23 protein-coding genes and 1 pseudogene are annotated in these 20,897 nt (G+C 69.7%); 12 read left to right on the forward strand and 12 right to left on the reverse strand.

What is annotated here, in order from left to right:
- Positions 1 to 554 (reverse strand): acyl-CoA dehydrogenase family protein (locus ACIG5E_RS27575; protein ID WP_396537719.1); only part of this gene is annotated, 554 nt, incomplete at its 3' end.
- Positions 555 to 762: 208 nt separating this feature from the next.
- Between ACIG5E_RS27575 and ACIG5E_RS27580 the strand changes: the two genes are divergently transcribed.
- Positions 763 to 2,100 (forward strand): UDP-glucose dehydrogenase family protein, encoded by a 1,338-nt coding sequence (locus ACIG5E_RS27580; protein WP_396537721.1) that lies wholly within the window; start codon positions 763 to 765, stop codon positions 2,098 to 2,100.
- Positions 2,101 to 2,146: 46 nt separating this feature from the next.
- Entirely contained in the window at positions 2,147 to 2,560 is a 414-nt protein-coding gene (locus ACIG5E_RS27585) for a CoA-binding protein (RefSeq protein ID WP_396537723.1), read from the forward strand.
- A 3-nt stretch (positions 2,561 to 2,563) separates the two neighbouring features.
- Here ACIG5E_RS27585 and ACIG5E_RS27590 read toward each other — a convergent pair whose 3' ends face one another.
- The 3 genes from ACIG5E_RS27590 to ACIG5E_RS27600 are packed head-to-tail and all read right to left on the reverse strand — an operon-like array spanning position 2,564 to position 5,472.
- Positions 2,564 to 3,778, reverse strand: coding sequence for a dipeptidase (locus ACIG5E_RS27590; RefSeq protein ID WP_396537725.1), 1,215 nt, complete (start codon positions 3,776 to 3,778; stop codon positions 2,564 to 2,566).
- Between the two features lie 33 nt (positions 3,779 to 3,811).
- A complete protein-coding gene (gene purE, locus ACIG5E_RS27595) occupies positions 3,812 to 4,336 on the reverse strand; it encodes a 5-(carboxyamino)imidazole ribonucleotide mutase (protein WP_396537727.1) in 525 nt (174 codons plus the stop codon).
- Entirely contained in the window at positions 4,333 to 5,472 is a 1,140-nt protein-coding gene (locus ACIG5E_RS27600) for a 5-(carboxyamino)imidazole ribonucleotide synthase (RefSeq protein WP_396537729.1), read from the reverse strand. Before ACIG5E_RS27600 ends, purE begins: the two co-directional genes overlap by 4 nt.
- 257 nt (positions 5,473 to 5,729) lie before the next feature.
- Here ACIG5E_RS27600 and ACIG5E_RS27605 point away from each other — a divergent pair, with 257 nt between their 5' ends.
- Positions 5,730 to 6,278: a GtrA family protein gene (locus ACIG5E_RS27605; RefSeq protein WP_396537731.1), complete on the forward strand. Its 549-nt coding sequence runs from the start codon at positions 5,730 to 5,732 to the stop codon at positions 6,276 to 6,278.
- A 160-nt stretch (positions 6,279 to 6,438) separates the two neighbouring features.
- A pseudogene (locus ACIG5E_RS27610) lies at positions 6,439 to 6,732 on the forward strand (ester cyclase); the annotation flags it as partial.
- Positions 6,733 to 6,760: 28 nt separating this feature from the next.
- Here the strand turns inward: ACIG5E_RS27610 and ACIG5E_RS27615 are convergent.
- Both ACIG5E_RS27615 and ACIG5E_RS27620 read right to left on the reverse strand, forming a co-directional pair.
- Complete coding sequence (locus tag ACIG5E_RS27615) at positions 6,761 to 8,008, reverse strand: ATP-binding protein (RefSeq protein ID WP_396537733.1); 1,248 nt, start codon at positions 8,006 to 8,008, stop codon at positions 6,761 to 6,763.
- A gap of 63 nt (positions 8,009 to 8,071) precedes the next feature.
- Positions 8,072 to 8,746 carry a response regulator transcription factor gene (locus tag ACIG5E_RS27620; protein WP_030290974.1) on the reverse strand — a complete coding sequence of 225 codons (675 nt, stop codon included), beginning with the start codon at positions 8,744 to 8,746 and terminating at the stop codon, positions 8,072 to 8,074.
- 328 nt (positions 8,747 to 9,074) lie between these two features.
- On the opposite strand from ACIG5E_RS27620, the gene ACIG5E_RS27625 reads away from it, so the two are divergent.
- The 3 genes from ACIG5E_RS27625 to ACIG5E_RS27635 all read left to right on the forward strand — a co-directional run bounded on the left by ACIG5E_RS27625 (position 9,075) and on the right by ACIG5E_RS27635 (position 13,617).
- Complete coding sequence (locus ACIG5E_RS27625) at positions 9,075 to 10,583, forward strand: peptide MFS transporter (RefSeq protein WP_396537735.1); 1,509 nt, start codon at positions 9,075 to 9,077, stop codon at positions 10,581 to 10,583.
- Between the two features lie 84 nt (positions 10,584 to 10,667).
- Positions 10,668 to 12,689: a prolyl oligopeptidase family serine peptidase gene (locus ACIG5E_RS27630; protein ID WP_396537737.1), complete on the forward strand. Its 2,022-nt coding sequence runs from the start codon at positions 10,668 to 10,670 to the stop codon at positions 12,687 to 12,689.
- 370 nt (positions 12,690 to 13,059) lie between these two features.
- Positions 13,060 to 13,617, forward strand: coding sequence for a DUF3291 domain-containing protein (locus tag ACIG5E_RS27635; RefSeq protein WP_396537739.1), 558 nt, complete (start codon positions 13,060 to 13,062; stop codon positions 13,615 to 13,617).
- Positions 13,618 to 13,795: 178 nt separating this feature from the next.
- Here the strand turns inward: ACIG5E_RS27635 and ACIG5E_RS27640 are convergent, their stop codons facing one another.
- Positions 13,796 to 14,458, reverse strand: coding sequence for a methyltransferase domain-containing protein (locus ACIG5E_RS27640; RefSeq protein ID WP_396537872.1), 663 nt, complete (start codon positions 14,456 to 14,458; stop codon positions 13,796 to 13,798).
- Between the two features lie 609 nt (positions 14,459 to 15,067).
- Between ACIG5E_RS27640 and ACIG5E_RS27645 the strand changes: the two genes are divergently transcribed.
- From ACIG5E_RS27645 to ACIG5E_RS27655, 3 genes are read left to right on the forward strand one after another with little or no spacing between them, the layout of a single operon-like run.
- The gene (locus tag ACIG5E_RS27645) at positions 15,068 to 15,322 is read left to right on the forward strand and encodes a hypothetical protein (RefSeq protein WP_396537741.1); all 255 of its coding nucleotides are present in this window, start codon (positions 15,068 to 15,070) and stop codon (positions 15,320 to 15,322) included.
- Positions 15,294 to 15,809 (forward strand): DUF6879 family protein, encoded by a 516-nt coding sequence (locus ACIG5E_RS27650; protein WP_396537743.1) that lies wholly within the window; start codon positions 15,294 to 15,296, stop codon positions 15,807 to 15,809. Before ACIG5E_RS27645 ends, ACIG5E_RS27650 begins: the two co-directional genes overlap by 29 nt.
- 14 nt (positions 15,810 to 15,823) lie before the next feature.
- Positions 15,824 to 16,672 carry a helix-turn-helix domain-containing protein gene (locus tag ACIG5E_RS27655; RefSeq protein ID WP_396537745.1) on the forward strand — a complete coding sequence of 283 codons (849 nt, stop codon included), beginning with the start codon at positions 15,824 to 15,826 and terminating at the stop codon, positions 16,670 to 16,672.
- A 160-nt stretch (positions 16,673 to 16,832) separates the two neighbouring features.
- On the opposite strand, the gene ACIG5E_RS27660 is transcribed toward ACIG5E_RS27655, so the two are convergent.
- The 5 genes from ACIG5E_RS27660 to ACIG5E_RS27680 form a co-directional block, all read right to left on the reverse strand.
- Positions 16,833 to 17,144, reverse strand: a complete 312-nt coding sequence (locus ACIG5E_RS27660; RefSeq protein ID WP_396537747.1) for a hypothetical protein — start codon at positions 17,142 to 17,144, stop codon at positions 16,833 to 16,835.
- On the reverse strand, positions 17,128 to 18,648 hold the full coding sequence (locus ACIG5E_RS27665; protein ID WP_396537749.1) for a hypothetical protein: 1,521 nt from the start codon (positions 18,646 to 18,648) through the stop codon (positions 17,128 to 17,130). The genes ACIG5E_RS27660 and ACIG5E_RS27665 overlap by 17 nt, the downstream gene beginning before the upstream one ends.
- A gap of 161 nt (positions 18,649 to 18,809) precedes the next feature.
- A complete protein-coding gene (locus ACIG5E_RS27670) occupies positions 18,810 to 18,941 on the reverse strand; it encodes a hypothetical protein (protein WP_396537751.1) in 132 nt (43 codons plus the stop codon).
- Entirely contained in the window at positions 18,929 to 19,180 is a 252-nt protein-coding gene (locus ACIG5E_RS27675; RefSeq protein ID WP_396537753.1) for a hypothetical protein, read from the reverse strand. Before ACIG5E_RS27675 ends, ACIG5E_RS27670 begins: the two co-directional genes overlap by 13 nt.
- Entirely contained in the window at positions 19,177 to 19,542 is a 366-nt protein-coding gene (locus ACIG5E_RS27680; protein WP_396537754.1) for an ATP-binding protein, read from the reverse strand. Before ACIG5E_RS27680 ends, ACIG5E_RS27675 begins: the two co-directional genes overlap by 4 nt.
- 287 nt (positions 19,543 to 19,829) lie before the next feature.
- Between ACIG5E_RS27680 and ACIG5E_RS27685 the strand changes: the two genes are divergently transcribed.
- Positions 19,830 to 20,693: a helix-turn-helix domain-containing protein gene (locus ACIG5E_RS27685; RefSeq protein WP_396537756.1), complete on the forward strand. Its 864-nt coding sequence runs from the start codon at positions 19,830 to 19,832 to the stop codon at positions 20,691 to 20,693.
- Positions 20,686 to 20,886 carry a DUF397 domain-containing protein gene (locus ACIG5E_RS27690; RefSeq protein ID WP_396537758.1) on the forward strand — a complete coding sequence of 67 codons (201 nt, stop codon included), beginning with the start codon at positions 20,686 to 20,688 and terminating at the stop codon, positions 20,884 to 20,886. The genes ACIG5E_RS27685 and ACIG5E_RS27690 overlap by 8 nt, the downstream gene beginning before the upstream one ends.
- Positions 20,887 to 20,897: the final 11 nt, after the last annotated feature.

Genomic DNA, 20,897 nt, shown 5'->3' on the forward strand with positions numbered 1-20,897 from the left:
ATCGAAGGATCGGTCACCGCCATGACCGTGTAGAACTCCGACACCCCCGCGTTGGTGATCCACCGCTTCACACCGTTCAGCACCCAGAAGTCACCGTCACGCACCGCCCGGGTCTTCATCCCCGCCGCGTCCGAACCCGCCTCCGGCTCCGACAGGCAGTACGAGAACATTCCCTCGCCCCGCGCCAGCGCCCCCAGGTACTTCGCCTTCAGCTCCTCCGAACCCGACAGCTGCACCGGCAGCGACCCCAGCTTGTTCACCGCCGGGATCAGCGACGACGAGCCGCACACCCGCGCGACCTCCTCGATCACGATCACCGTCGCCAGCGCGTCCGCCCCCGCACCGCCGTACACCTCCGGCACGTGCACCGCGTGCAGGTCGTTGCCCGTCAGCGCGTCCAACGCCTCCTGCGGGAACCGGCCCTGCTCGTCCACCTCCGCCGCGAACGGAGCGATCTTCGCCTCGGCCAGCGAACGCACCGCCTCACGGAGCATCTCGTGCTCCTCGGAGATGCGGAAGAGATCGAAGTCAGCCGCTCCTGCGCTGCCCGCCATGATGCCTGCCTCGTCGTCCAGTGACCGACGTCCGAACGACGTCTGATCCGAGTCGAATCGCGGTTAACTACCGTTCAGTAGAGATCCTAGGGCTCCGACCTGCGGGTGCCTAGCGTCCTCGGTGTGCGGGCGATCGGTGCCGACCGGAGCGGGGCGGATAGCATCAGGGGCACCCTTCTACTGGTCGAACCTGCACTAAGGGGAACCCGTGACCCTCCGCATCTCCGTGATCGGCACCGGCTACCTCGGCGCCACGCATGCCGCCGCGATGGCCGAGTTCGGCTTCGAGGTGCTGGGCCTGGACATCGACCCCGAGAAGATCGCCACGCTCACCGCCGGCCGCGTGCCGATGTACGAGCCGGGCCTGTCCGAACTGCTGCTCAAGCACGTGGCCGGGCACGAGGGCTCGACCGGGCGGCTGCGCTTCACCACCTCCGCCAAGGAGGCCGCCGAGTTCGGCGACGTGCACTTCATCTGCGTCAACACCCCGCAGCGCAAGGGCGAGTTCGCCGCCGACATGTCGTACGTGGACACCGCGATCGAGGACCTCGCGCCGCACCTGACCCGCCCCGCCCTGGTGGTCGGGAAGTCCACCGTGCCGGTCGGCTCGGCGGCCCGGCTGGCCGAGCGGCTGGCCGCGCTGGCGCCGGTCGGCGAGGCCGCCGAACTCGCCTGGAACCCGGAGTTCCTGCGCGAGGGCTTCGCCGTCCAGGACACCCTGCGCCCGGACCGGATCGTGGTCGGCGCCCAGAGCGAGCGGGCCGAGCGGCTGCTGCGCGAGGTGTACGCGGACCCGATCGCCGCCGGGGTGCCGTTCCTGGTCACCGACTACGCGACCGCCGAGTTGGTGAAGGCCGCCGCCAACTCCTTCCTGGCCACCAAGATCTCCTTCATCAACGCGATGGCCGAGGTCTGCGAGGCGGCCGGCGCGGATGTCACGCTGCTCTCCACCGCGCTCGGGCACGACGAGCGGATCGGCCGCAAGTTCCTCAACTCCGGCCTCGGCTTCGGCGGCGGCTGCCTGCCCAAGGACATCCGGGCGTTCATGGCCCGGGCCGGCGAACTCGGCGCCGACCAGGCGCTGACCTTCCTGCGCGAGGTCGACTCGATCAACATGCGGCGCCGCTCGCGGATGGTCGAGCTGGCCCGCGAGCAGTGCGGCGGCGGCTTCCTGGGCCGCCGGGTCGCCGTCCTCGGCGCCGCCTTCAAGCCCAACTCGGACGACATCCGGGACTCCCCCGCCCTCAACGTGGCCGCCCAGATCCAGCTCCAGGGCGCCCAGGTCACCGTCTACGACCCGAAGGCCGTGGACAACGCCCGCAAGATGTTCCCCTCCCTGGCGTACGCCGACTCCGCCCTGGAGGCCGCCGAGGGCGCCCACGTCGTCCTCCACCTCACCGAGTGGGCCGAGTTCCGCGAGCTCGACCCGGCCGAGCTCGGCGCCGTCGTCGCCGAACGCCGCCTGCTCGACGGCCGCAACGTCCTCGACGCCGAAGCCTGGCGCGCCGCCGGCTGGACCTACCGCGCCCTCGGCCGCCCCAGCTGACCCCGGCCCCAGGAATCCCGCACCCGCGGCCGTCGTTGGCACCGGCATGACGAACTACGGCGACGACGCGACGGTCCGCGAGATCCTCACCAGCAGCGGCGACACCTGGGCCGTGGTCGGCCTGTCCAACAACACCGCCCGGGCCGCCCACGGCGTGGCCGAGGTGCTCCAGCGCTACGGCAAGCGGATCGTGCCGGTGCACCCGAAGGCCGAGACGGTCCTCGGCGAGCCCGGCTACACCGCGCTCTCTGAGATCCCGTTCCCGGTCGACGTGGTGGACGTGTTCGTCCGCTCCGAGCTGGCCGGGGAGGTGGCCGACCAGGCGGTGGCGGTCGGGGCGAAGGCGGTCTGGTTCCAGCTCGGGGTCGTCGACGAGGCCGCGTACGGGCGGACCCGGGCCGCGGGGGTCTCGATGGTGATGGACAGGTGCCCGGCCATCGAGATCCCGCGGCTGGGCTGAGCGTCAGCCGTCCAGCTGGGCGATGGTGGCGATGGAGGGTCGGCGGCTCGCCCGCAGGGAGGTGGCGACCGACTCGGCGTCGCGCAGGACGCGGACGGCGTTGTGCCAGGTGAGCTTGGCCAGGTCGGCCTCCGACCAGTGGCGGCCGAGGAGTTCGGCGACCAGGTTGGGGTAGCCGGCCACCGAGTCGAGGCCGTCCGGCAGGAAGGCGGTGCCGTCGAAGTCGCCGCCGATGCCGATGTGGTCGATGCCCGCGACCTCGCGCATGTGGTCGAGGTGGTCGGCGACGGTGGCCGGGGTGGCGATCGGTCGCGGGTTGGCCGCCTCGAAGGCGCGCTGGCGCTCCATGGCCGGCGGGGCGGTGTCCAGCGGGTGGAAGCCGTGGGCGCGCATGTTCTCGTCGGCGGCCAGGGTCCACTCGATGGCGGCGGGCAGGATGAACTTCGGGACGAAGGTCGCCATCGCCACCCCGCCGTTGGCGGGCAGCTGGGCGAGCACGTCGTCCGGGATGTTGCGCGGGTGGTCGCAGACCGTGCGCGAGGAGGAGTGCGAGAAGACCACCGGCGCCTCGGTGACCCGCAGGGCGTCCCGCATGGTGTCGGCGGAGACGTGCGAGAGGTCCACCAGCATGCCGAGCCGGTTCATCTCCCGGACGACCTCCTCGCCGAACCGGGTCAGCCCGCCGGCCACCGGCTTGTCGGTCGCGGAGTCGGCCCACGGCACGTTGTCGTTGTGGGTGAGCGTCAGGTAGCGCACGCCGAGCTCGTACAGGGCGCGCAAGGTGGCCAGCGAGCAGTCGATCGAGTGGCCGCCCTCGGCGCCCATCAGCGAGGCGATCCGGCCCTCGGCGCGGGCGGCCTCCATGTCGGCGGCGGTGCGGGCGAGACGCAGCCGGTCCGGGTAGCGCTCGACCAGGGCGTGGACGAAGTCGACCTGCTCCAGGGTGGCGCTCACCGCGTGGTCGCCGGCCAGCGAGGCGGGCACGTAGACGGACCAGAACTGCGCGCCGACCCCGCCCTCCGCGAGGCGGGCGAGGTCGGTGTGCAGGCGGTCGCTCTGGTCGGCGGCGAGGTCGAGCGCGCCGAGGTCGTACCCGGCCTGCTCGCGCATCGCCCAGGGGAGGTCGTTGTGACCGTCCACCACGGGGGCGGTGCGCAGCAGGGCGCGGGCGCGGTCCAGCGGGGTGGCGGAGTCCGTCTGATCCGTCTGAGAAGTCATACGGATTGTTCTACCCCACCCCGTCGGCGGGTCTTACTTGCCGAAGCCGAAGGACGAGGAACCGGCCACCTTGGCGCGGAGCTTCTTGCCCTTCTCGGTGGCCTGGTTGTTCAGCTCGGCCTGGAAGTCGGTCATCTTCTCGGTGAGCTCGGGGTCGAAGGCGGCGAGCATCCGCACCGCGAGCAGGCCCGCGTTGCGCGCGCCGGCCACCGAGACGGTCGCGACCGGAACGCCGGCCGGCATCTGGACGATCGACAGCAGGCTGTCCATGCCGTCCAGGTAGCGCAGCGGCACCGGCACGCCGATGACCGGCAGCGGGGTGACGGAGGCCAGCATGCCCGGCAGGTGGGCCGCGCCGCCGGCGCCCGCGATGATCGCCTTCAGGCCGCGCTGGTGGGCGTTCTCGCCGTAGGCGACCATCTCGCGGGGCATCCGGTGGGCGGAGACGACGTCCACCTCGTAGGGGATCTCGAACTCGTCCAGGGCCTGGGCGGCGGCCTCCATGACCGGCCAGTCGGAGTCCGAGCCCATCACGATGCCAACGACAGGGTTCGTCATTCGGTGATCGTTCCTCGCAGGTAGGCGGCCGCATGGCGGGCGCGCTCGCGGACGTCGTCGAGGTCGTCCCCGAAGACGTTGACGTGGCCGACCTTGCGGCCGGGCTTCACGTCCTTCCCGTACATGTGGATCCGCAGCCCGGGGTCGCGGGCCATGCAGTGCAGGAAGGCGTGGTACATGTCCGGGTAGTCGCCGCCGAGGACGTTGACCATGACGGTCCACTTGGCGCGCGGCCGGGGGTCGCCGAGCGGGAGGTCGAGGACGGCCCGCAGGTGGTTCTCGAACTGCGAGGTGACGGCGCCGTCCTGGGTCCAGTGCCCGGAGTTGTGCGGGCGCATGGCGAGCTCGTTGACCAGGATCCGGCCGTCCCGGGTCTGGAACAGCTCGACGGCCAGGTGGCCGACGATGCCGAGGTCGCCGGCGATCCGCAGGGCGAGCTGCTGGGCCTCGTCGGAGAGGGCGGGGTCGAGGTCCGGCGCGGGGGCGGTGACCTCGGCGCAGACGCCGTTCTCCTGGACGCTCTCGACGACCGGGTAGGCGACGGCCTGGCCGCTGGGCGAGCGGACCACGTTGGCGGCCAGTTCGCGGACGAAGTCGACCTTCTCCTCGGCCAGCACCGGGACGCCGGCCAGGAACGGGGCCTGCGCCTCCCGCTCGTCGTCGACGACCCAGACGCCCTTGCCGTCGTAGCCGCCGCGGACGGTCTTCAGCACGACCGGGTAGCCGGTGCCCTCCTCGGCGAAGGCGGTGACGTCGGCCGGGTCGGCGACGATCCGGTGCCGGGGGCAGGGCACGTCGATGGAGTCGAGCCTGGCCCGCATCACGCCCTTGTCCTGGGCGTTGACCAGTGCCTCCGGGCCGGGGCGGACGGCGATGCCGTCGGCTTCCAGGGCCCGCAGGTGCTCGGTGGGGACGTGCTCGTGGTCGAAGGTGATGACGTCGCAGCCGGCCGCGAAGCGACGCAGGGTGTCGAGGTCGCGGTAGTCACCGAGGACGACGTCGGAGACCACCTGTGCGGCGGAGTCGTGGGGGGTGTCGGCGAGGAGCTTGAACCTGACCCCGAGCGGGATTCCCGCCTGGTGTGCCATGCGGGCCAGCTGCCCGCCACCGATCATGCCCACCACTGGAAAATTCACATTGCCCGGGGAAGTCACGCCGCCAGGATATCCGGGCCGGTGGGGGACCATGGAGCCGCGGTGGGGCCGTGAGTAGTGGACGCGCGTAGATGTCAACCCCTGGCCCGGACGGCTGAGCCGTTCGGTGGAAGCGGGTAGCCTGGACGGCTAGGTCCTCGTCCGCGCGGTCGGATCATGTGCGTGCACGCAGGGCTCAAGGGGTGTCCCCGGCCCAGTGGGACACCCTTTTTCCCGTAGGTACATGGAGGCCACCCGGTATGGCGACGACCGCAGCTTCGAAACCCCCGCTCGTGCAGAAGGTGCGCGGGCTCACGGGCGAAGTCGTGAAGTTCGGCATCGTCGGCCTGAGCGGCGTGGTCATCAACTTCGCCGTCTTCTGGGTCTGCATCAACGGCCTGGGCCTGGCCTCACTGCGGTCCAACATCGCCGCGACGGTGATCGCGATCGCCACCAACTACCTCGGCTACCGCTACTGGCTGTACCGGGACCGCGACGCCGCCTCGCGCAAGCGGGAGATCACTCTGTTCCTGGTGTTCAGCGGCATCGGCATGCTGATCGAGACCGGCGTGCTCGCCTTCACGGTCTACGTGCTCCACCTGGACTCGCACTACGAGCAGCTGGGCGCCAAGGTGATCGGCCTCGCCGTGGCCACCGTGTTCCGCTTCATCTCGTACCGCACCTGGGTGTTCACCGCCCTCCCCGAGCCCGAGCCGGCCGTCGCCGACGCCGCCAGCGGCCAGGAGCTGGCCGCCCAGGCCGAGCTGATGCTCGCCACCGAGCAGATCCACTACGCCAAGGCCGAGTAGCCCTCTTCCGCCGCTTGCCCGGCTCCCGCCCCCCCTGTCCGGCTCCGCCCCTTGCCCGGCTCCCGCCCCTTGTCCGGCCCGCCTCCGCGAGAGGAGAGTGGTTACCGGGTGAGTACGGCCGGCGGACGATCGAGGCCGAGGGGGTCGCAGGAGGCTCGCCATGGCGTTCGTCCAGATCATCGACTGCAAGACCGACAGGCTCGACGACCTCAACCAGCTGATGGACACCTGGGTCGAGGCCACCAAGGGCACCCGGACCGCCTCGCACGCGGTGGTCGGCACCGACCGCTCGGACGCCCGGCACGTGGTGGAGATCGTGGAGTTCCCCTCCTACGAGGAGGCGATGCGCAACTCCAAGCTCCCCGAGACGGACCGGATCTTCCGCGAGATGGTGGCGCTCTGTGACGCGCCGCCCACCTTCACCGACCTCGACGTGGTCCGCGACATGCAACTCGGCAAGGCCTAGTAACCGGTCCTCGCGACTAGTCCTGGTGGCTTCGGCCGAGGAAGAGCGCGAACACCGCGGGCTTCAGCGAGAGCAACTCCAGTCGACCGCCGTCCGCCTCCGCGAGGTCGCGGGCGACGGCCAGGCCGATGCCGGTGGAGTTGCGGCCGCTGACCGCGCGTTCGAACACCCGGTTGCCGAGGTCGGCCGGCACCCCGGCGCCCTGGTCCTGGACCTCGACCACCACCGAGGTGCCCGAGGGCCGCACCCGCAGGGTGATCGTCCCGGCGCCGTGCATCAGCGAGTTCTCGATCAGGGTGGCCAGCACCTGGGCCACCGTCCCCGGGGTGCCGATCGTGGTGACCCCGTGCAGGCCCTCCAGGGACAGCACCCGGCCCTGCTCGCGCAGCGTCGGGCCCCACTCCTCCACCTGCTGCTTGATCACCTCGTCCAGGTCGAAGGCGACGGCGGTGGGGCTGCGCGGGTCGCGCTGGGTGGTGAGCAGCCGCTGCACGACGTCGGTGAGCCGTTCGACCTGCTGGAGGGCGATGGTCGCCTCCTCCTTGACGGTCTCCGGCTCCTCGGCGAGGGCGGTGATCTCCTCCAGCCGCATCGACAGCGCGGTGAGCGGGGTGCGCAGCTGGTGCGAGGCGTCGGCGGCGAGCCGGCGTTCGGCGGTGAGCATCCGGGCGATCCGCTCGGCGCTGGTGTCCAGCACCTCGGCGATCCGGTCCAGTTCGGGCACCCCGTAGCGGCGGTCGCGCGGGCGGGGGTCGCCGGAGCCGAGCCGTTCGGCGGTCTCGGCGAGGTCGGTGAGCGGCCGGGCGAGCCGCTTGGCCTGCCAGACGGCGAGCGCCACGGCGGCCTGGACGGCCAGCAGGGCGACCACGCCGAGCAGCAGCAGGTTGTTGGCGATCTCGTGGTCGACGTCCTCGCGGGACTGCTCGACGGTGACGATCTCGCCGCTGGTGCCGTGCTCCGCGGCCCTCAGCAGGTGGTTGCCGGCTGGGCGGTCTCCGGCCGAGAGCACCTGCTGGCCGGGGATCTGCACCTCGACGTAGCTGCCCTCGGTGACCTGGCTCTCGAAGACCCGGCCTTCCCTGACCCCCTCGCCCGCGGCGAGTCGGCTCTCCACCAGGGCGAGCACCCGGACGGCGGTGGCGTCCACCCGGTCCTGGGCCGAGTTGACGATGGTCCGCTTCTCGACCAGGGCGAGCGGCACGCAGAACACCACGACGACCACCAGTACGACGACCAGCAGCGAGTTGATCATCCGGCGTTTCACGCTGCCGCTCCCCGAGGTGTTGCGCTTCATCGGCCGCCGCCCGGCCACGATCTCCGTACGGGGCTAATTCTTCTCGAACCGGAACCCCACTCCGCGCACGGTGGCGATGTAGCGCGGGTTCGCCGCGTCGTCGCCGAGCTTCTTGCGGAGCCAGGAGATGTGCATGTCCAGGGTCTTGGTGGAGGTCCACCAGGTGGTGTCCCAGACCTGCCGCATGATCTCCTCGCGGGTGACCACCCGGCCGGCGTCGCGGACCAGGACGCGCAGCAGCTCGAACTCCTTGGCGGAGAGGGTCAGCTCCTCCTCGCCGAGCCAGGCGCGGTGGGACTCGATGTCGATCTTCACCCCGTGCGCACCGGTGGTGAGCTGGTCGACGTTGCCGCGCCGGAGCAGGGCCCGGACGCGGGCGAGCAGTTCGGCCAGGCGGAAGGGCTTGGTGACGTAGTCGTCGGCGCCGGCGTCCAGGCCGACCACGGTGTCCACCTCGTCCGCGCGGGCGGTGAGCACCAGGACGGGGCAGCTCTTGCCGTCCGCGCGCAGGCGGCGGCAGACCTCAAGGCCGTCCATCTCGGGCAGGCCGAGGTCGAGGACGACGAGGTCGACCTCCTCGGTGAGGCCGGCGGCGAGTGCGGTCGGACCGTCCTCGCGGACGAGCACCTCGTAGCCCTCCCGTCGCAGGGCCCGGGCGAGCGGTTCGGAGATCGCCGGGTCATCCTCGGCGAGCAGCACACAGGTCATGTGGTGATGGTAGTCCGCTCGGGTATACCCGTACGCCCTGTGAGGTAGTTCACAGAGCGTGATCGTTATATAGAGGGTTGTCGGGGGTCAACAGGGCGTGGCCAACCGGGCGTTCGGTGAAGAATCCCCGCTTGGATCTTGAAACCGAAGGAAGAGCCGCCGGTCTACCATCGATCAATCGGGCGCATCTGGCCCGAACTTTGCCATTCCCATACCTGATACGTGGTTTTTGTCATCTGATAACGCCAAATATCGCCACGTACAGTGGTCCAAGTTCGTCCGCCGCCACCCCCCTAGGCGGACGCGATCAGGCAAGGAACCACTACTCATGGCGTCTACGACCCTGGACACCGGCGTCAAGTCGGCCACTCCCGGCGGCAAGACCTTCCTCGGCCACCCCCGGGGACTCGCCACTCTCTTCATGAGCGAGATGTGGGAGCGCTTCAGCTACTACGGCATGCGCGCCCTGCTGGTGCTCTACATGACCGCCTCCGTCGCAGACGGCGGCCTCGCCATGAAGACGGCCGTCGCCGCCGCCGTGTACAGCGTGTACACGGCCATGGTCTACCTGCTGGCCCTCCCGGGCGGCTGGATCGCGGACCGCTTCCTCGGTGCCCGCAAGACCGTCGCGCTCGGCGGCTCGATCATCATGATCGGCCACTTCCTGCTGGCGGTCCCGTTCAGCGCATCGTTCTTCGTCGGCCTCGCGTTCATCGCGGTCGGCTCCGGCCTGCTCAAGGCCAACATCTCCACGATGGTCGGCCACCTGTACGACGGCCCGAACGACCCGCGTCGTGACGGTGGCTTCACCGTCTTCTACATGGGCATCAACCTCGGCGCCTTCGCGGCCCCGCTGGTCATCGGCACCGTCGGCCAGAGTGTCAACTGGCACCTGGGCTTCGCCCTGGCCGGTGTCGGCATGGCCCTCGGCCTCACCCAGTTCCTGCTGGGCACCCGCCACCTGAGCCCGAAGAGCGACATCGTCACCTCGCCGATCAGCGCGGACGAGAAGCGGAAGATCTTCACCAAGGCCGGCATCTGGCTGGCCGTGGCCGTCGTCATCTACGCGGTCCTCGGCGCCACCGGCACCTTCTCCATCGGCTGGGCGATCTGGCCGCTGTCCATCGCGGGCATCGCCATCCCGGTGATCGTCTTCACCAAGGTGAAGCGCGACAAGGACCTCGACTCCGCCGAGCAGTCCAAGATGAGCGGCTACATCTGGTTCTTCGTCGCCGCCGCCGTGTTCTGGATGATCTACGACCAGTCCGGCTCGACGCTGAGCATCTTCGCCGACGAGCACACCGCGTCCACGCTGTTCGGGTTCAACTTCCCGTCCACCTGGTTCCAGTCGCTCAACCCGCTCTACATCATGGCGCTGGCCCCGGTCTTCGCCTGGATCTGGGTCGCCCTGGCCCGCCGGTCGAAGAACCCCAGCACCACCATGAAGTTCGCCTTCGGTCTGCTGATGATCGGCGCCTCCTTCCTGGTCATGATGCTGGCGATGGGCGCCGCCTCCGGCGGTACCAAGGTCACCCCGCTGTGGCTGGCCATGGTCTACCTGGTCCAGACCGTCGGTGAGCTCACCCTCTCCCCGGTCGGCCTGTCCGTCACCACCAAGCTGGCCCCCACGAAGTACGCCAGCCAGATGATGGGTGTCTGGTTCCTCGCCGTCACCGCGGGCGACTGCGTCGCGGCCATCGTCCAGCTGGTGCTGGGTGACAAGGTGGTCGGCGGCACCGCGTACTTCGCGGTGCAGGGCGTCCTGGCGATCATCGCCGGTATCGCGCTGGCGATGTACCGCAAGAAGGTCGTCAAGCTCATGGGCGACGTGCACTGACGTCCGTCCCGGTAAGACACCGAGGCCGCCGTGGATTCCTGAGATCCACGGCGGCCTCGGCCGTTCTCTGCCTACGGTGCCCGCATGGCCACCGACTCGTTCCCGCAGCAGCTAGCCCGCACCCGGCGGTTCACCCTGGGCGTCCCCGTCCAGCCGGAGCCCTCCGCCGACGGCGCCACCGTGCTGTTCCTGCGCGGCTGGACCGGCACCGACCCGCTCTCCTGCCTCTGGGCGCTGGACACCGCGACCGGTGCGGAGCGGCTGGTGGTCGACCCGGCCAAGCTGGGCTCCGCCACCGGCATCGCCTCGTACAGCACCGACGCCACCGGCTCTCTCGTCGCGTTCGCGCTGAACGGTGCGCTGTGGCTGACCGACACCGCCGGGGGTGGCGTGCGCCCGGTCCCCTCCGCTCGCGAGCCGCAGGAGGTGCGGCTGGACCCGACCGGCCGCACGATCGCCTACGTCAGCGGCGGCGCCCTGCGGGTGGTCGGCGCGGACGGTACGGACGACCGGGCGCTGGCCGAGCCGGAGGCCGGTTCCTGTGACGTCACGTACGGCCTCGCCGAGTACGTCGCCGCCGGGGAGATGGACCGCGACCGCGGGTACTGGTGGTCCCCCGACGGCACCGCGCTGCTGGTCGCCCGGGTCGACGAGCGCTCGGTCACCCGCTGGTTCCTCGCCGACCCCACCGACCCGCAGCAGCAGCCGCGCGCCATCCGCTACCCGCTGGCCGGCACCGCCAACGCCGACGTCTCGCTCTGGCTGCTCGGTCTCGACGGCCGTCGCACCGAGGTCCACTGGGACCGCACCGCCTTCGAGTACCTCACCGCCGCCGGCTGGGACGGCCATGGCCCGTACGCCGCGGTGCAGAGCCGCGACCAGCGCACCGTCCGCACCCTGGCGATCGAGCCGGACGGCGCCACCCGGGTGCTCGCCGAGCGGACGGACCCGCACTGGGTCGAACTGGTCCCCGGGCTTCCGGTCCGGACGGCGGGCGGCGCGCTGGTCGACACCGCCGACGACGGCGACACCCGGCAGCTGACCGTCGACGGCAAGCCCGTCACGCCGGACGGGCTGCAGCTGCGGGCTGTGCTCGGGACGGAGGGCGAGCAGGTGCTCTTCACCGCCTCGGAGGAACCCACCGAGACCCACCTGTGGACGTACGAACCGGGCTTCGGCGTGCGGAAGTTGAGCGACGGCCCGGGTCTGCACGACGGGGTGGCGCGGGGCGGAACACTGGTGCTCACTACCCGTTCCCCCGACGGCCGCTCCACCGTCCTGCGCGAGGGCCGTCCGGCGCTCTCCCTGGTTTCGCACGCGGAGCCACCCGTCGTCACCGCTCGCCCCGAACTGCTCCGGCTCGGCCCGCAGGAGCTGCGCGCCAACCTCTTCCTGCCCACCGGCCACCGTCCCGCCGACGGCCCGCTGCCCGTCCTGCTCGACCCGTACGCCGGGCCGGCCATGCAGAAGGTCACCACCGGCGGCGCCTGGCACGAGCAGGTGTCCCAGTGGTTCGCCGACCAGGGCTTCGCAGTGCTGGTGGTGGACGGCCGGGGCACCCCCGGGCGCGGGCCGAAGTGGGACAAGACGATCTGGGGCGACAAGGCCGGTCCCGCACTGGAGGACCAGATCGAGGGCCTGCACGAGACCGCCCGGCTACGGCCCGGGCTGCTCGACCTCGACCGGGTCGGCATCCGAGGCTGGTCCTACGGCGGCTTCCTCGCCGCCCTCGCGGTGCTGCGCCGCCCGGACGTCTTCCACGCTGCTTCCGCCGGGGCCGCCCCCACCGACCACAGGATGTACGACACCCACTGGCAGGAACGCTTCCTCGGCCACCCCGACGAGCACCCCGAGCACTACGACTCCTGCGACCTGACCACCGAGGCACCGAAGCTGCGTCGGCCGCTCCTGCTGATTCAGGGCCTCGCGGACGACAACGTCTTCCCCGCCCACACCCTGCGGCTCTCCCACGCCCTGCTCGCCGCCGGCCGCCTCCACGAGGTCTTGCCGCTGCGGGCGACCGGCCACCGGCCGACGGACGAGGCGGTGGTGGAGAACCTGCTGCGGCACGAACTGGACTTCCTGCGAAGGTCATTGGCCGCATAGAGGGCGCCTGAGTGCGCAGGAAGTCGGCTCGGCCGACTTCCTGCGCCGGGCAACCGGGTCCACTGCCAACCTGTTCTTCCGCTCAGCCCGGGAACGGCACCCGACTGCCTCGCCCGTCACCGCCCCCAGCCCCCAGCCCCCCGCAGTGACGGTGCAAGAGGCCACTTGGGCAGGGAAAACGCAACTTCGACATGGCCCGCAGAGGCGGCTACCTTCACCTGGTCCTCGGCGATCGCCCACGGTCGCACCGGAGTTCCTTCAGGCTGCGCCACCCGCGACGGGATGAGTCGGTCATGCCCCACAAACCCTCGTCCCCATGCGTAAGCCACCGAACCGGATCCACCCAGCACCCCCAACCAGGGAGAAACGCATGCCTCATCTTGCGCTGTACACATTCGGAGTCCTGAAGTCACCTCTCGCCGATCCCGGCCCTCTCACGCGCGAGCTCTACGACAGTGGTGAGGCCGCCTACCAGACGATCAGTCAGCACCCCGGATACCTCGCGCGCGCTGAAGCGGCAGACGGCGACCGGGGCACGCTCTTCGAGGCGGACTGGGGTGCATGGGGAGAGTTCGCCGTACCGACTTGGTACGACAAGGGCCGTACGCCGGAAACCACCGCCCTGGCCGCGACCCTCTCACTCTGGACCGACCTGCGCCCCGCCTTCGACGCCATCTACACCGGTCTGCACCGTGAGGCGCTGAACAGGCGTTACGACTGGTTCGAGAGGACGGGGCACCCGCTTTACGTGTTCTGGTGGGTCTCCGACGGCGTGATACCCACCTGGCAGGACGGGGCTTCCAGGCTGGAACACCTCCACGGCCACGGCTCCGCGCCGCACGCCTTCACCTTCCGCCACCCGTTCGCCCCGGACGGAACTCCGACCAGGATCGAAGGCATCGGGCCGAAGAGCGACCAGGTTCGCTGACAGGCCCTCGCCTGGGTGGGCGAGGACCTGCGCGTGAGTTTCAGGGCTGGCCGTCGGGCTCCTCGGGGCGGGGCATCTGGAGGGTCGCGATGACGCCGAGGGCGACGGTGGCGATCGCGAGGGCGAGGAGGGCGACGACGAAGAACTTCACCGGTGCCACGCCTCGTCGCGCTCCAGGTCACGGAGCAGGTGGAGAAGGTTGAGCAGCGTGCTGACCGGCGCGTTCCCGAAGTCGATCAGGATGCGGCCGTCGAGGGGTCTTCTCGCCGGCCGAGGCGGAGCCCCAGAAGAGCCCGAGCGGCAGACGGGCCTGACTCAGGAGGTGATCAGGTTGCGGACCGCGTCGCTGACCGCGCAGGTAGTCCTCGAAGGGCAGCCGGTCCGTACGCTGCTGGCGCAGCCGCATGAACGCGGAGCTGCGGGTGAACCTGCCGCTCGCGCTGGTGCCGTCGTCGTTCACGGTCAGCCGGACGATCTGCTCGCCACCGTACTCGATGCCGAACGGCGCCATGATGATTCCGCTGGGGGCCGTCTGCGCCAGCCACGCCGGAGGGATCTCCAGCAGTGAGCACGTGGCGGTGATCCGATCGTAAGGAGCACCCTCCGGCCAGCCCTGCCGTCCGTCGCCTTCGACCAAGGTCGGCCCGAGTCCGGCCCGGTCCAGGTTCTCGCGGGCGCCTCGGGCGACATCGGGGTCGTACTCGACGGTCACGATGTTGGGGCTGCCCAGGCGGTGGGCGAGGAAGCCCGCGTTCCAACCCGTGCCGGCTCCGATCTCCAGCACCCTGTCGCCAGGCCGGACGTCGAGATCCTGGAGCATCGAGAACACCATCGTGGGCATGGAGTTGGAGGACGGGAGCCAGTCCGAGGAGGGCGCGCCGCTGGCCACCAGCGCGGAGGCGAGCCCCTGGGGACCCGCCTCCTGGTGCGTTTCGCCCGTCACCTGCCGCCGCCCGCCGGGGACGAGCCGTCGGAGGTGTTGCCGCCCTTGCCGTCGCCGGATCCGCCTCCGCGCTTGCCCATGTTCTTCCCCTTTCGGTCGGTCAGGCTGAGGTGGTTCCCTCTGCCTGTCGTGTCCCTTGCTGACCTGTCCGAGCCAGTTCCTTCCCCGGACGGCCGGGACAGGGGTCGTGGTGGCCTACGAGGGCCGGTTCTCTGAGCGCCGGAACCGGCGGCTGGCATCCCGCGCTCGGGCCAACAGCACTGCTCGATGCGCTCAACTCCCGCCGAACGACGTGGAGTCCATCGCTTGTAAGAGCGGGCTCGACATCACATTCGGTGAGCAGGCGAGCCGTGATCCGGTTGGACTCGCCGTTGATCACTAGCCCCGCGAGCCGGGCGTACTGTCTTGCACGCCAATTGTTCTCCCGACCAGCACTGTTGACTGCACATCAGCTGCTCAGAAGTGCTTGCGCAAGCCCGAGCAAGCACCTAGACCAGGGAGCCGGCCATGGCCGTTGAGTTCGTTGGCATCGACCCCAACACCGACCGGGACCACTGCCCCACCGTGTGGGTGGACCCGGAGGCTCAGGAGATCCTCTTCCAGGGGTGGAACCCGCGCCCCGAGACGAAGGCGGAATGCGAGGGAAGCAGCCCCGCGAATGGATCGGTGCCCGACAATGAGGCCATCGTCAGGCTTCCAGCCCGAATGGTGCCCATGATCAGGGAGGCGTGTGATGCCATCGAGCGTGCCCAGCTTCGCTGAGCTGCTTGAGCAGTGCCACCGGTCCGCTGTCCATCTGGAGCTGCGGGACTCCTATGCCCCGACGGAGCGGTTCGAGGCCTGGCAACGCGGTGCGCGGATCAATTGGGCGGACCGCCAGTCCTGGTGGCATCCCTATGACCAGTTGATCACGGACGCCGTGGCGCGGGGCGTGGTCATCCGTCGGGCTCGGGTCGTATCTGAGCCCGTGTCCGAGTACATCCGGTGGGAGCACTACGTCACCCACGCCAACGTCACGGCGGGCGAGCTGGTCCGCTGGCTGCCACGGCGACAAGCCACGAGCATCCCTCTTCCGGGGAACGACTTCTGGCTGTTCGATGGTGAACTGCTCCGCGTGCACCACTTCTCCGGGGACGGCGCCGTGGTCGAGGATGAGATCACGGCCGACCCCGACACCGTGAAACTGTGCGCCACCGCGTTCGAAGCTGTCTGGGAGCGAGCACTCCCGCACCATCTGTACGAGATCTGACGAAGGCCAGCTTCATGCCCGCGCACCCCTCTCCATCCGTTCAGAAGGCCCGCGAAGCCCTTGCCGGTCGGCTGAGCGAGATTCGGAAGGACGCGGAGCTCAGCGGGCGGGAGCTGGCTGCCAGGTGCGGCTGGTCGGAATCGAAGTCGTCCCGGATCGAGAACGCCAAGACACCTCCCTCCGACGCTGACATCAAGGCGTGGTGCCGAGCCTGTGATGCCGGCGATCAAGTCGCTGACTTGATCGCCGCCAACCGGCAGTCCGCCGACGCTCATGTGCAGTGGCGGCGACTTCAGCGAAGTGGGCTTCGTCGTCTGCAAGAGTCGACCGGAGATCTGTATCAGCAGACCAAGGTGTTCCGGGTCTACGTCTCTGACGTGATCCCCGGGTTCCTCCAAACCCCCGGATATGCGACCGCCCTGCTGTCGTCCATCGCGGACTTCCGGCGAACCCCGAACGACGTGAGTGACGCCGTGGCCGCCCGCATGAAGCGCAACGTGGTACTGAACAACGGCGCTCACCGGTTCTCGTTCGTACTGGAGGAATCCGTATTGCGGTACCGCGTGTGCAGCGCCGAGACGATGGCGGCGCAACTCGGCCACCTGCTCGGAGTCATGGATCTCCCGAAGGTCACCGTGGGCATCGTCCCGTTCGCGGAGCAACGGACCGTGTGGCCCATGCCGACCTTCACGATCTTCGATGGCACCAGAGTCCACGCGGACACTCTGGACGCCGCCTCGACGCTCATGCAGCCCAGTCAGGTCGATCTGTACGCCCGCGCCTTTGAGCGGCTCTCGCAGGGGGCGGCGCGAGGTGCCGCAGCGCGATCACTCGTGGTGGATGCCTTGGCCTACCTGGATTGATACTTGGGACGTCCATCGACCAGCCGAGCGAGGTTGATCACGTGGCGCGGGCGGAGTGCTACAACGGCACTCGCGGGGCCCTCGCCCCGGGTGGGCGAGGGCCCCGCCGTGTTCAAGCTCGTCGCGCTCCTCGGGGCGGGACGGGTATCCCGGGCGCGCCTTACCGGCCCGCCTCGCGCTCGGTCGTCCTGCGCTGCATGTCCATCAGCATGGCCAGGGTCTCGGGGTGGACCGTGCTCTCGCCCTCGTCCAGGTCGTCGTCCAGGTCGTCGTCGTCATCGGCGTCCTGTGGGTTCTGGCGTGCCTGGGGGAGCAGTTCGTCGTAACGGGGGTCGCCGGGCTGAATCTTGTGCCACCCGTCGTAGTGGTACCCCTCCGCAGTCCTTCCGCCGTACTTCTGCCAGATGGTGACGCCGTCGGCGTCGAGCATCGGGTGCGCGGTGACTTCGTAGGGCTCAGAATGCTCGCTCAAAGTACTCCTTCAGGATCTTCGCCGCCTCACGGTCGCCGAATGTGAATGCCTTCAGCTTGTTCGCGGTCCAGTGGTTGAATGCCTCGGCGAAGAACTCGTGCGGCTGGCGGGTGTAGGCGTCCAGTTTCGGATTGCCGCCGATCCGGTCGAGGACCTGCTGCTGCACATGCTGCCACTCCGGCTGGCGACTCTTGAAGCCGTAGGCCTCGTCGACCGCGTGCCCGAACTCGTGGACGGCGACGCTGCTGGGCGTCTCCGCGCTCGAATTGATAAGGAGCCTGCGCTCCAGGGGCAGGTACATGCCTGCGACGTGTTCTGCCGGTGCGCTGCCTCCCACCGGCCTGACCCCGCCGAGGTGGAAACCACCCGGAAGTTCGGTGATGGGTCTCGGGCCGATGCTGATTCCGCCGCCGGGCGCGGCCTTCAGGTAGTCCCAAACTTTGTTGAAGACCTTGGGTGGCACGCGCGCAAGCTCGGTGGTCACCTTGGCGACGCTCGGGTGGACCTCGACGTACTCGCGCGGGGGCAGCCTGCCGGGCATCGGCAGCTCGACCGGTTTGGCGTGCTTGGGCACGTAAGGGGCGCTCTCAGTGGAGCGCGCGCGGGGCCCAGCGGCGCTGCCGACGGCGCCGAGGGCGAGGTCGAGGGGCATGACGGGGCCGGTTTTGAAGGCCGTGTCGTAGCCGTAGGTGAGGCCGGCGCCGGTGATCATGCGGCCGGGGACGGTGTCGGCGGCGTTGGCGACCTTGGCGAGGCCGGCGAGGGCGACGGAGGCGTTCTCGGTGCCTTCGGCGGCGGTGGAGACGACGCGGGCGCCGGCACCGAGGCCGCCGCCGGCGCCGCCCATGATGCCGCCGGTCTTGGCGGAGTCGGCGGCCTCGGTGAGGCTGTAGCCGCCGTCGCCGAAGAGCTCGACGCGGATGGGCTGGGCGACGGCGAGGTCGACGGTGATGGCCTCGACGGCGCCGAAGGCGGCGCCGACCAGCACGGTGGCGGCGATGGTGGCGATGGCCTCGGAGACGGTGACGCCCACTGCCGCGGCGGTGGCGACGATGCCCGCCGCGGTGGCGGCGGCGATGTCGGCCGAGATGCTGAAGGTGACGATGGCCAGGGCGGTGCCGACGACGAGGGTGCCGCCGACGATGGCGGCCTCCTCCTCCAGCTTCTTGATGGCCTTGTCGACCTCGTGGGCGAAGTCGCGCAGCGCCTTGGCCAGGGCACGGCAGGCCTCGGCGGTCTCGGGCAGCCAGCCCTTGCCCTTGCCCGCGCTGTCCTTGCCTCCGTAGTACCGGCCCCAGAACTTGCCGAAGGCGTCGATCGCGGGGCCGTGGTTGTTGGCCACGATGGCAGCGGCGGCCTGGTTGGTGGGGGCGGTGACGTTGTCGATGGCGGTGGCCATCGCGTCCCAGGCGTCGGCGATCGTGCGCAGCTTGTCCGGGTCGGCGTCGGGCCACCACATGCCGGTGACCTTCTGGACGGCCTTCGCGACCGAGGACTCACCCATGTGCCACACCCCCGTACGCGCTCACGGAACTCACCACTACGGTGATGAGATCGACGAACCGGCTGACGGGGTTTCACGCCATGCACGTGATCCCAGTCACGCGGGCCTGATATTGCCTGCGAGGCCCTCGGCCTGGGTGGGCGAGGGCCTGCGCGTGGGTTTCAGGGCTGGTCGTCGGGCTCCTCGGGGCGGGGCATCTTGAGGGTGGCGAGGACGCCGAGGGCGACGGTGGCGATCGCGAGGGCGAGGAGGGCGACGAGGATCGCGCCGACGAAGAACTTCACCGGTGCCACGCCTCGTCGCGCTCCAGGTCGCGGAGCAGGTGGAGGAGGTTGAGCAGAGTGCTGACCGGCGCGTTGCCGAAGTCGATCAGGATGCGGCCGTCGAGGGTCGTCTCGCCGGGAGCGGCGGAGCCCCAGAGGAGACCGTGCGGCAGGCCGCGCCGGTGCAACTCGCCGAGGAGGGTGGTGATTTGGGGCTCGGTGTAGTCGCGCATCCGGGGGTCGTCGGGCGCGATGGGGTCGCGGCTCACGGCGTGGAGTCCACTTCGTACCAGGTGGTCTTGCCGCGCTTCTGCGGGTCGACGCCCCAGCGGTGGGTGAGGCCCTCGACCAGCTGGAGGCCTCGGCCGGTCTCGGCGAGGCCGGAGGACGTTCGCAGCTGGGGAAGGGCGTCGCTCTCGTCGGAGACGGTGACCCGGAGGGTCTGGTTGAGGATGGAGAACCAGACGACGGGCGCGGGGGTGCCGCCGTGCCGCCAGGCGTTGACGATCAGCTCGCAGAGGGCGAGTTCGGCGTTGAAGATGATGTCGGCGTCCCAACCGCCGCTGCGGGTCATGGCGTCCCGCAGGGCCTGGCGGGAGAGGGTGAGCGAGGGGGTGTTACGGGTGCACACGGGAACCTCCGTGAGGCTGTGGTGTGGGGAGAGGTGAGGACGGTCGTCACCGTGAGCCAGGCCGGGGCGGCGGCTGCTCTACGGCGTGCGGGCAGCAGGCGCCTACTGCCCTGGATGCAGGCATTACTGACGATCCGTCGGATCGAGCTGTGGACGACGATAACTCAGACCCATGAGAAAATTTCCATGGAATCCAAATATTCCCTCGATCGTGGCTGGAGGCCTGAGATGGACCCACGTCAGGCCAGCGCGGCAGACTGGGAACCCCCCTCGCCCCGGAAGGAACCATGGCTCGTACGAACCCCACACTCCGTCAGCGCAGGCTGGGAACAGAACTGCGGAGGATGCGAGAGCAGGTCGGCCTCGGCGGCAGCCAGCTCGGCCGAGCGGTCGGCATGAACCCGGCCCAGGTGACGCAGATGGAGTCGGGGAAGATCGGCATCAGCGTGGAGCGGTTGCACACGATCGCCACGACATGCATGTGCTCGAACCAACCGCTGATCGACGCGCTCGCCGACATCATCACCGAGCGAGGCAAGCCCGGGTGGTGGGAGGAGTATCGGGAAACCCTGGCAACAGACTTCCTCGACATCGCCGAACTGGAGGGTCACGCCCACAGACTCTCGGCCTATGGGACCACGTTCATCCCTGGCCTGCTCCAGACCGGCGCCTACACGGCTGCGCTGTTCGCTCAGGCCTACCCGCCACCGCTGCGTCACGAGGTCGATCTCAAGACGGCCTTCCGCATGCAGCGACAGCGCATCATCCGATCTGGAGCGACGCCGTACTCTGCCTTCATCCACGAGGCAGCCCTGCGCATGCAGTTCAGTGATCCGGAGGTCAACATCGAGCAGATCGACGCACTCATGACCGACTCGGAGCAGCCCAGCATCTCGGTCCGAGTCGTACCGTTCGCTGCCGGCGCGGTCCCGAGCCCGTGCGAGAACTTCACCTATGCCGAAGGGCCGATAACGGACCTGGACGCTGCGCAGATGGACACAGGCCATGGTGGGCAGCTCTTCGACAGCCCAGCCCACCTCACAAGGTTCCGTGCCCTCCTTGCCATGATGGACTCCACGGCGCTCTCCGAGGAGAAGTCACGTGACCTCATGCAGTCGATCAAGGAAGAAATGGCAGGCCAGCATGTCTAGCTCCGCGTGGCAGAAGTCCAGCTACTCGGCCTCAAGCGACAACTGCGTTGAGGTGCGTTCCATCAACGGTTCGCTCGAAGTGCGCGAGTCCGACGACGCGGACGTCATCGTCCGCACCACCCGCCTCAACTTCGCCGACTTCCTCCAAGGCGCCAAGGCAGGCGAGTTCGACCACCTGATCCCCACCCCGTGAGCAAGAAGCCC

Source organism: Kitasatospora sp. NPDC053057, assembly GCF_044546945.1.
GTDB lineage: Bacteria > Actinomycetota > Actinomycetes > Streptomycetales > Streptomycetaceae > Kitasatospora.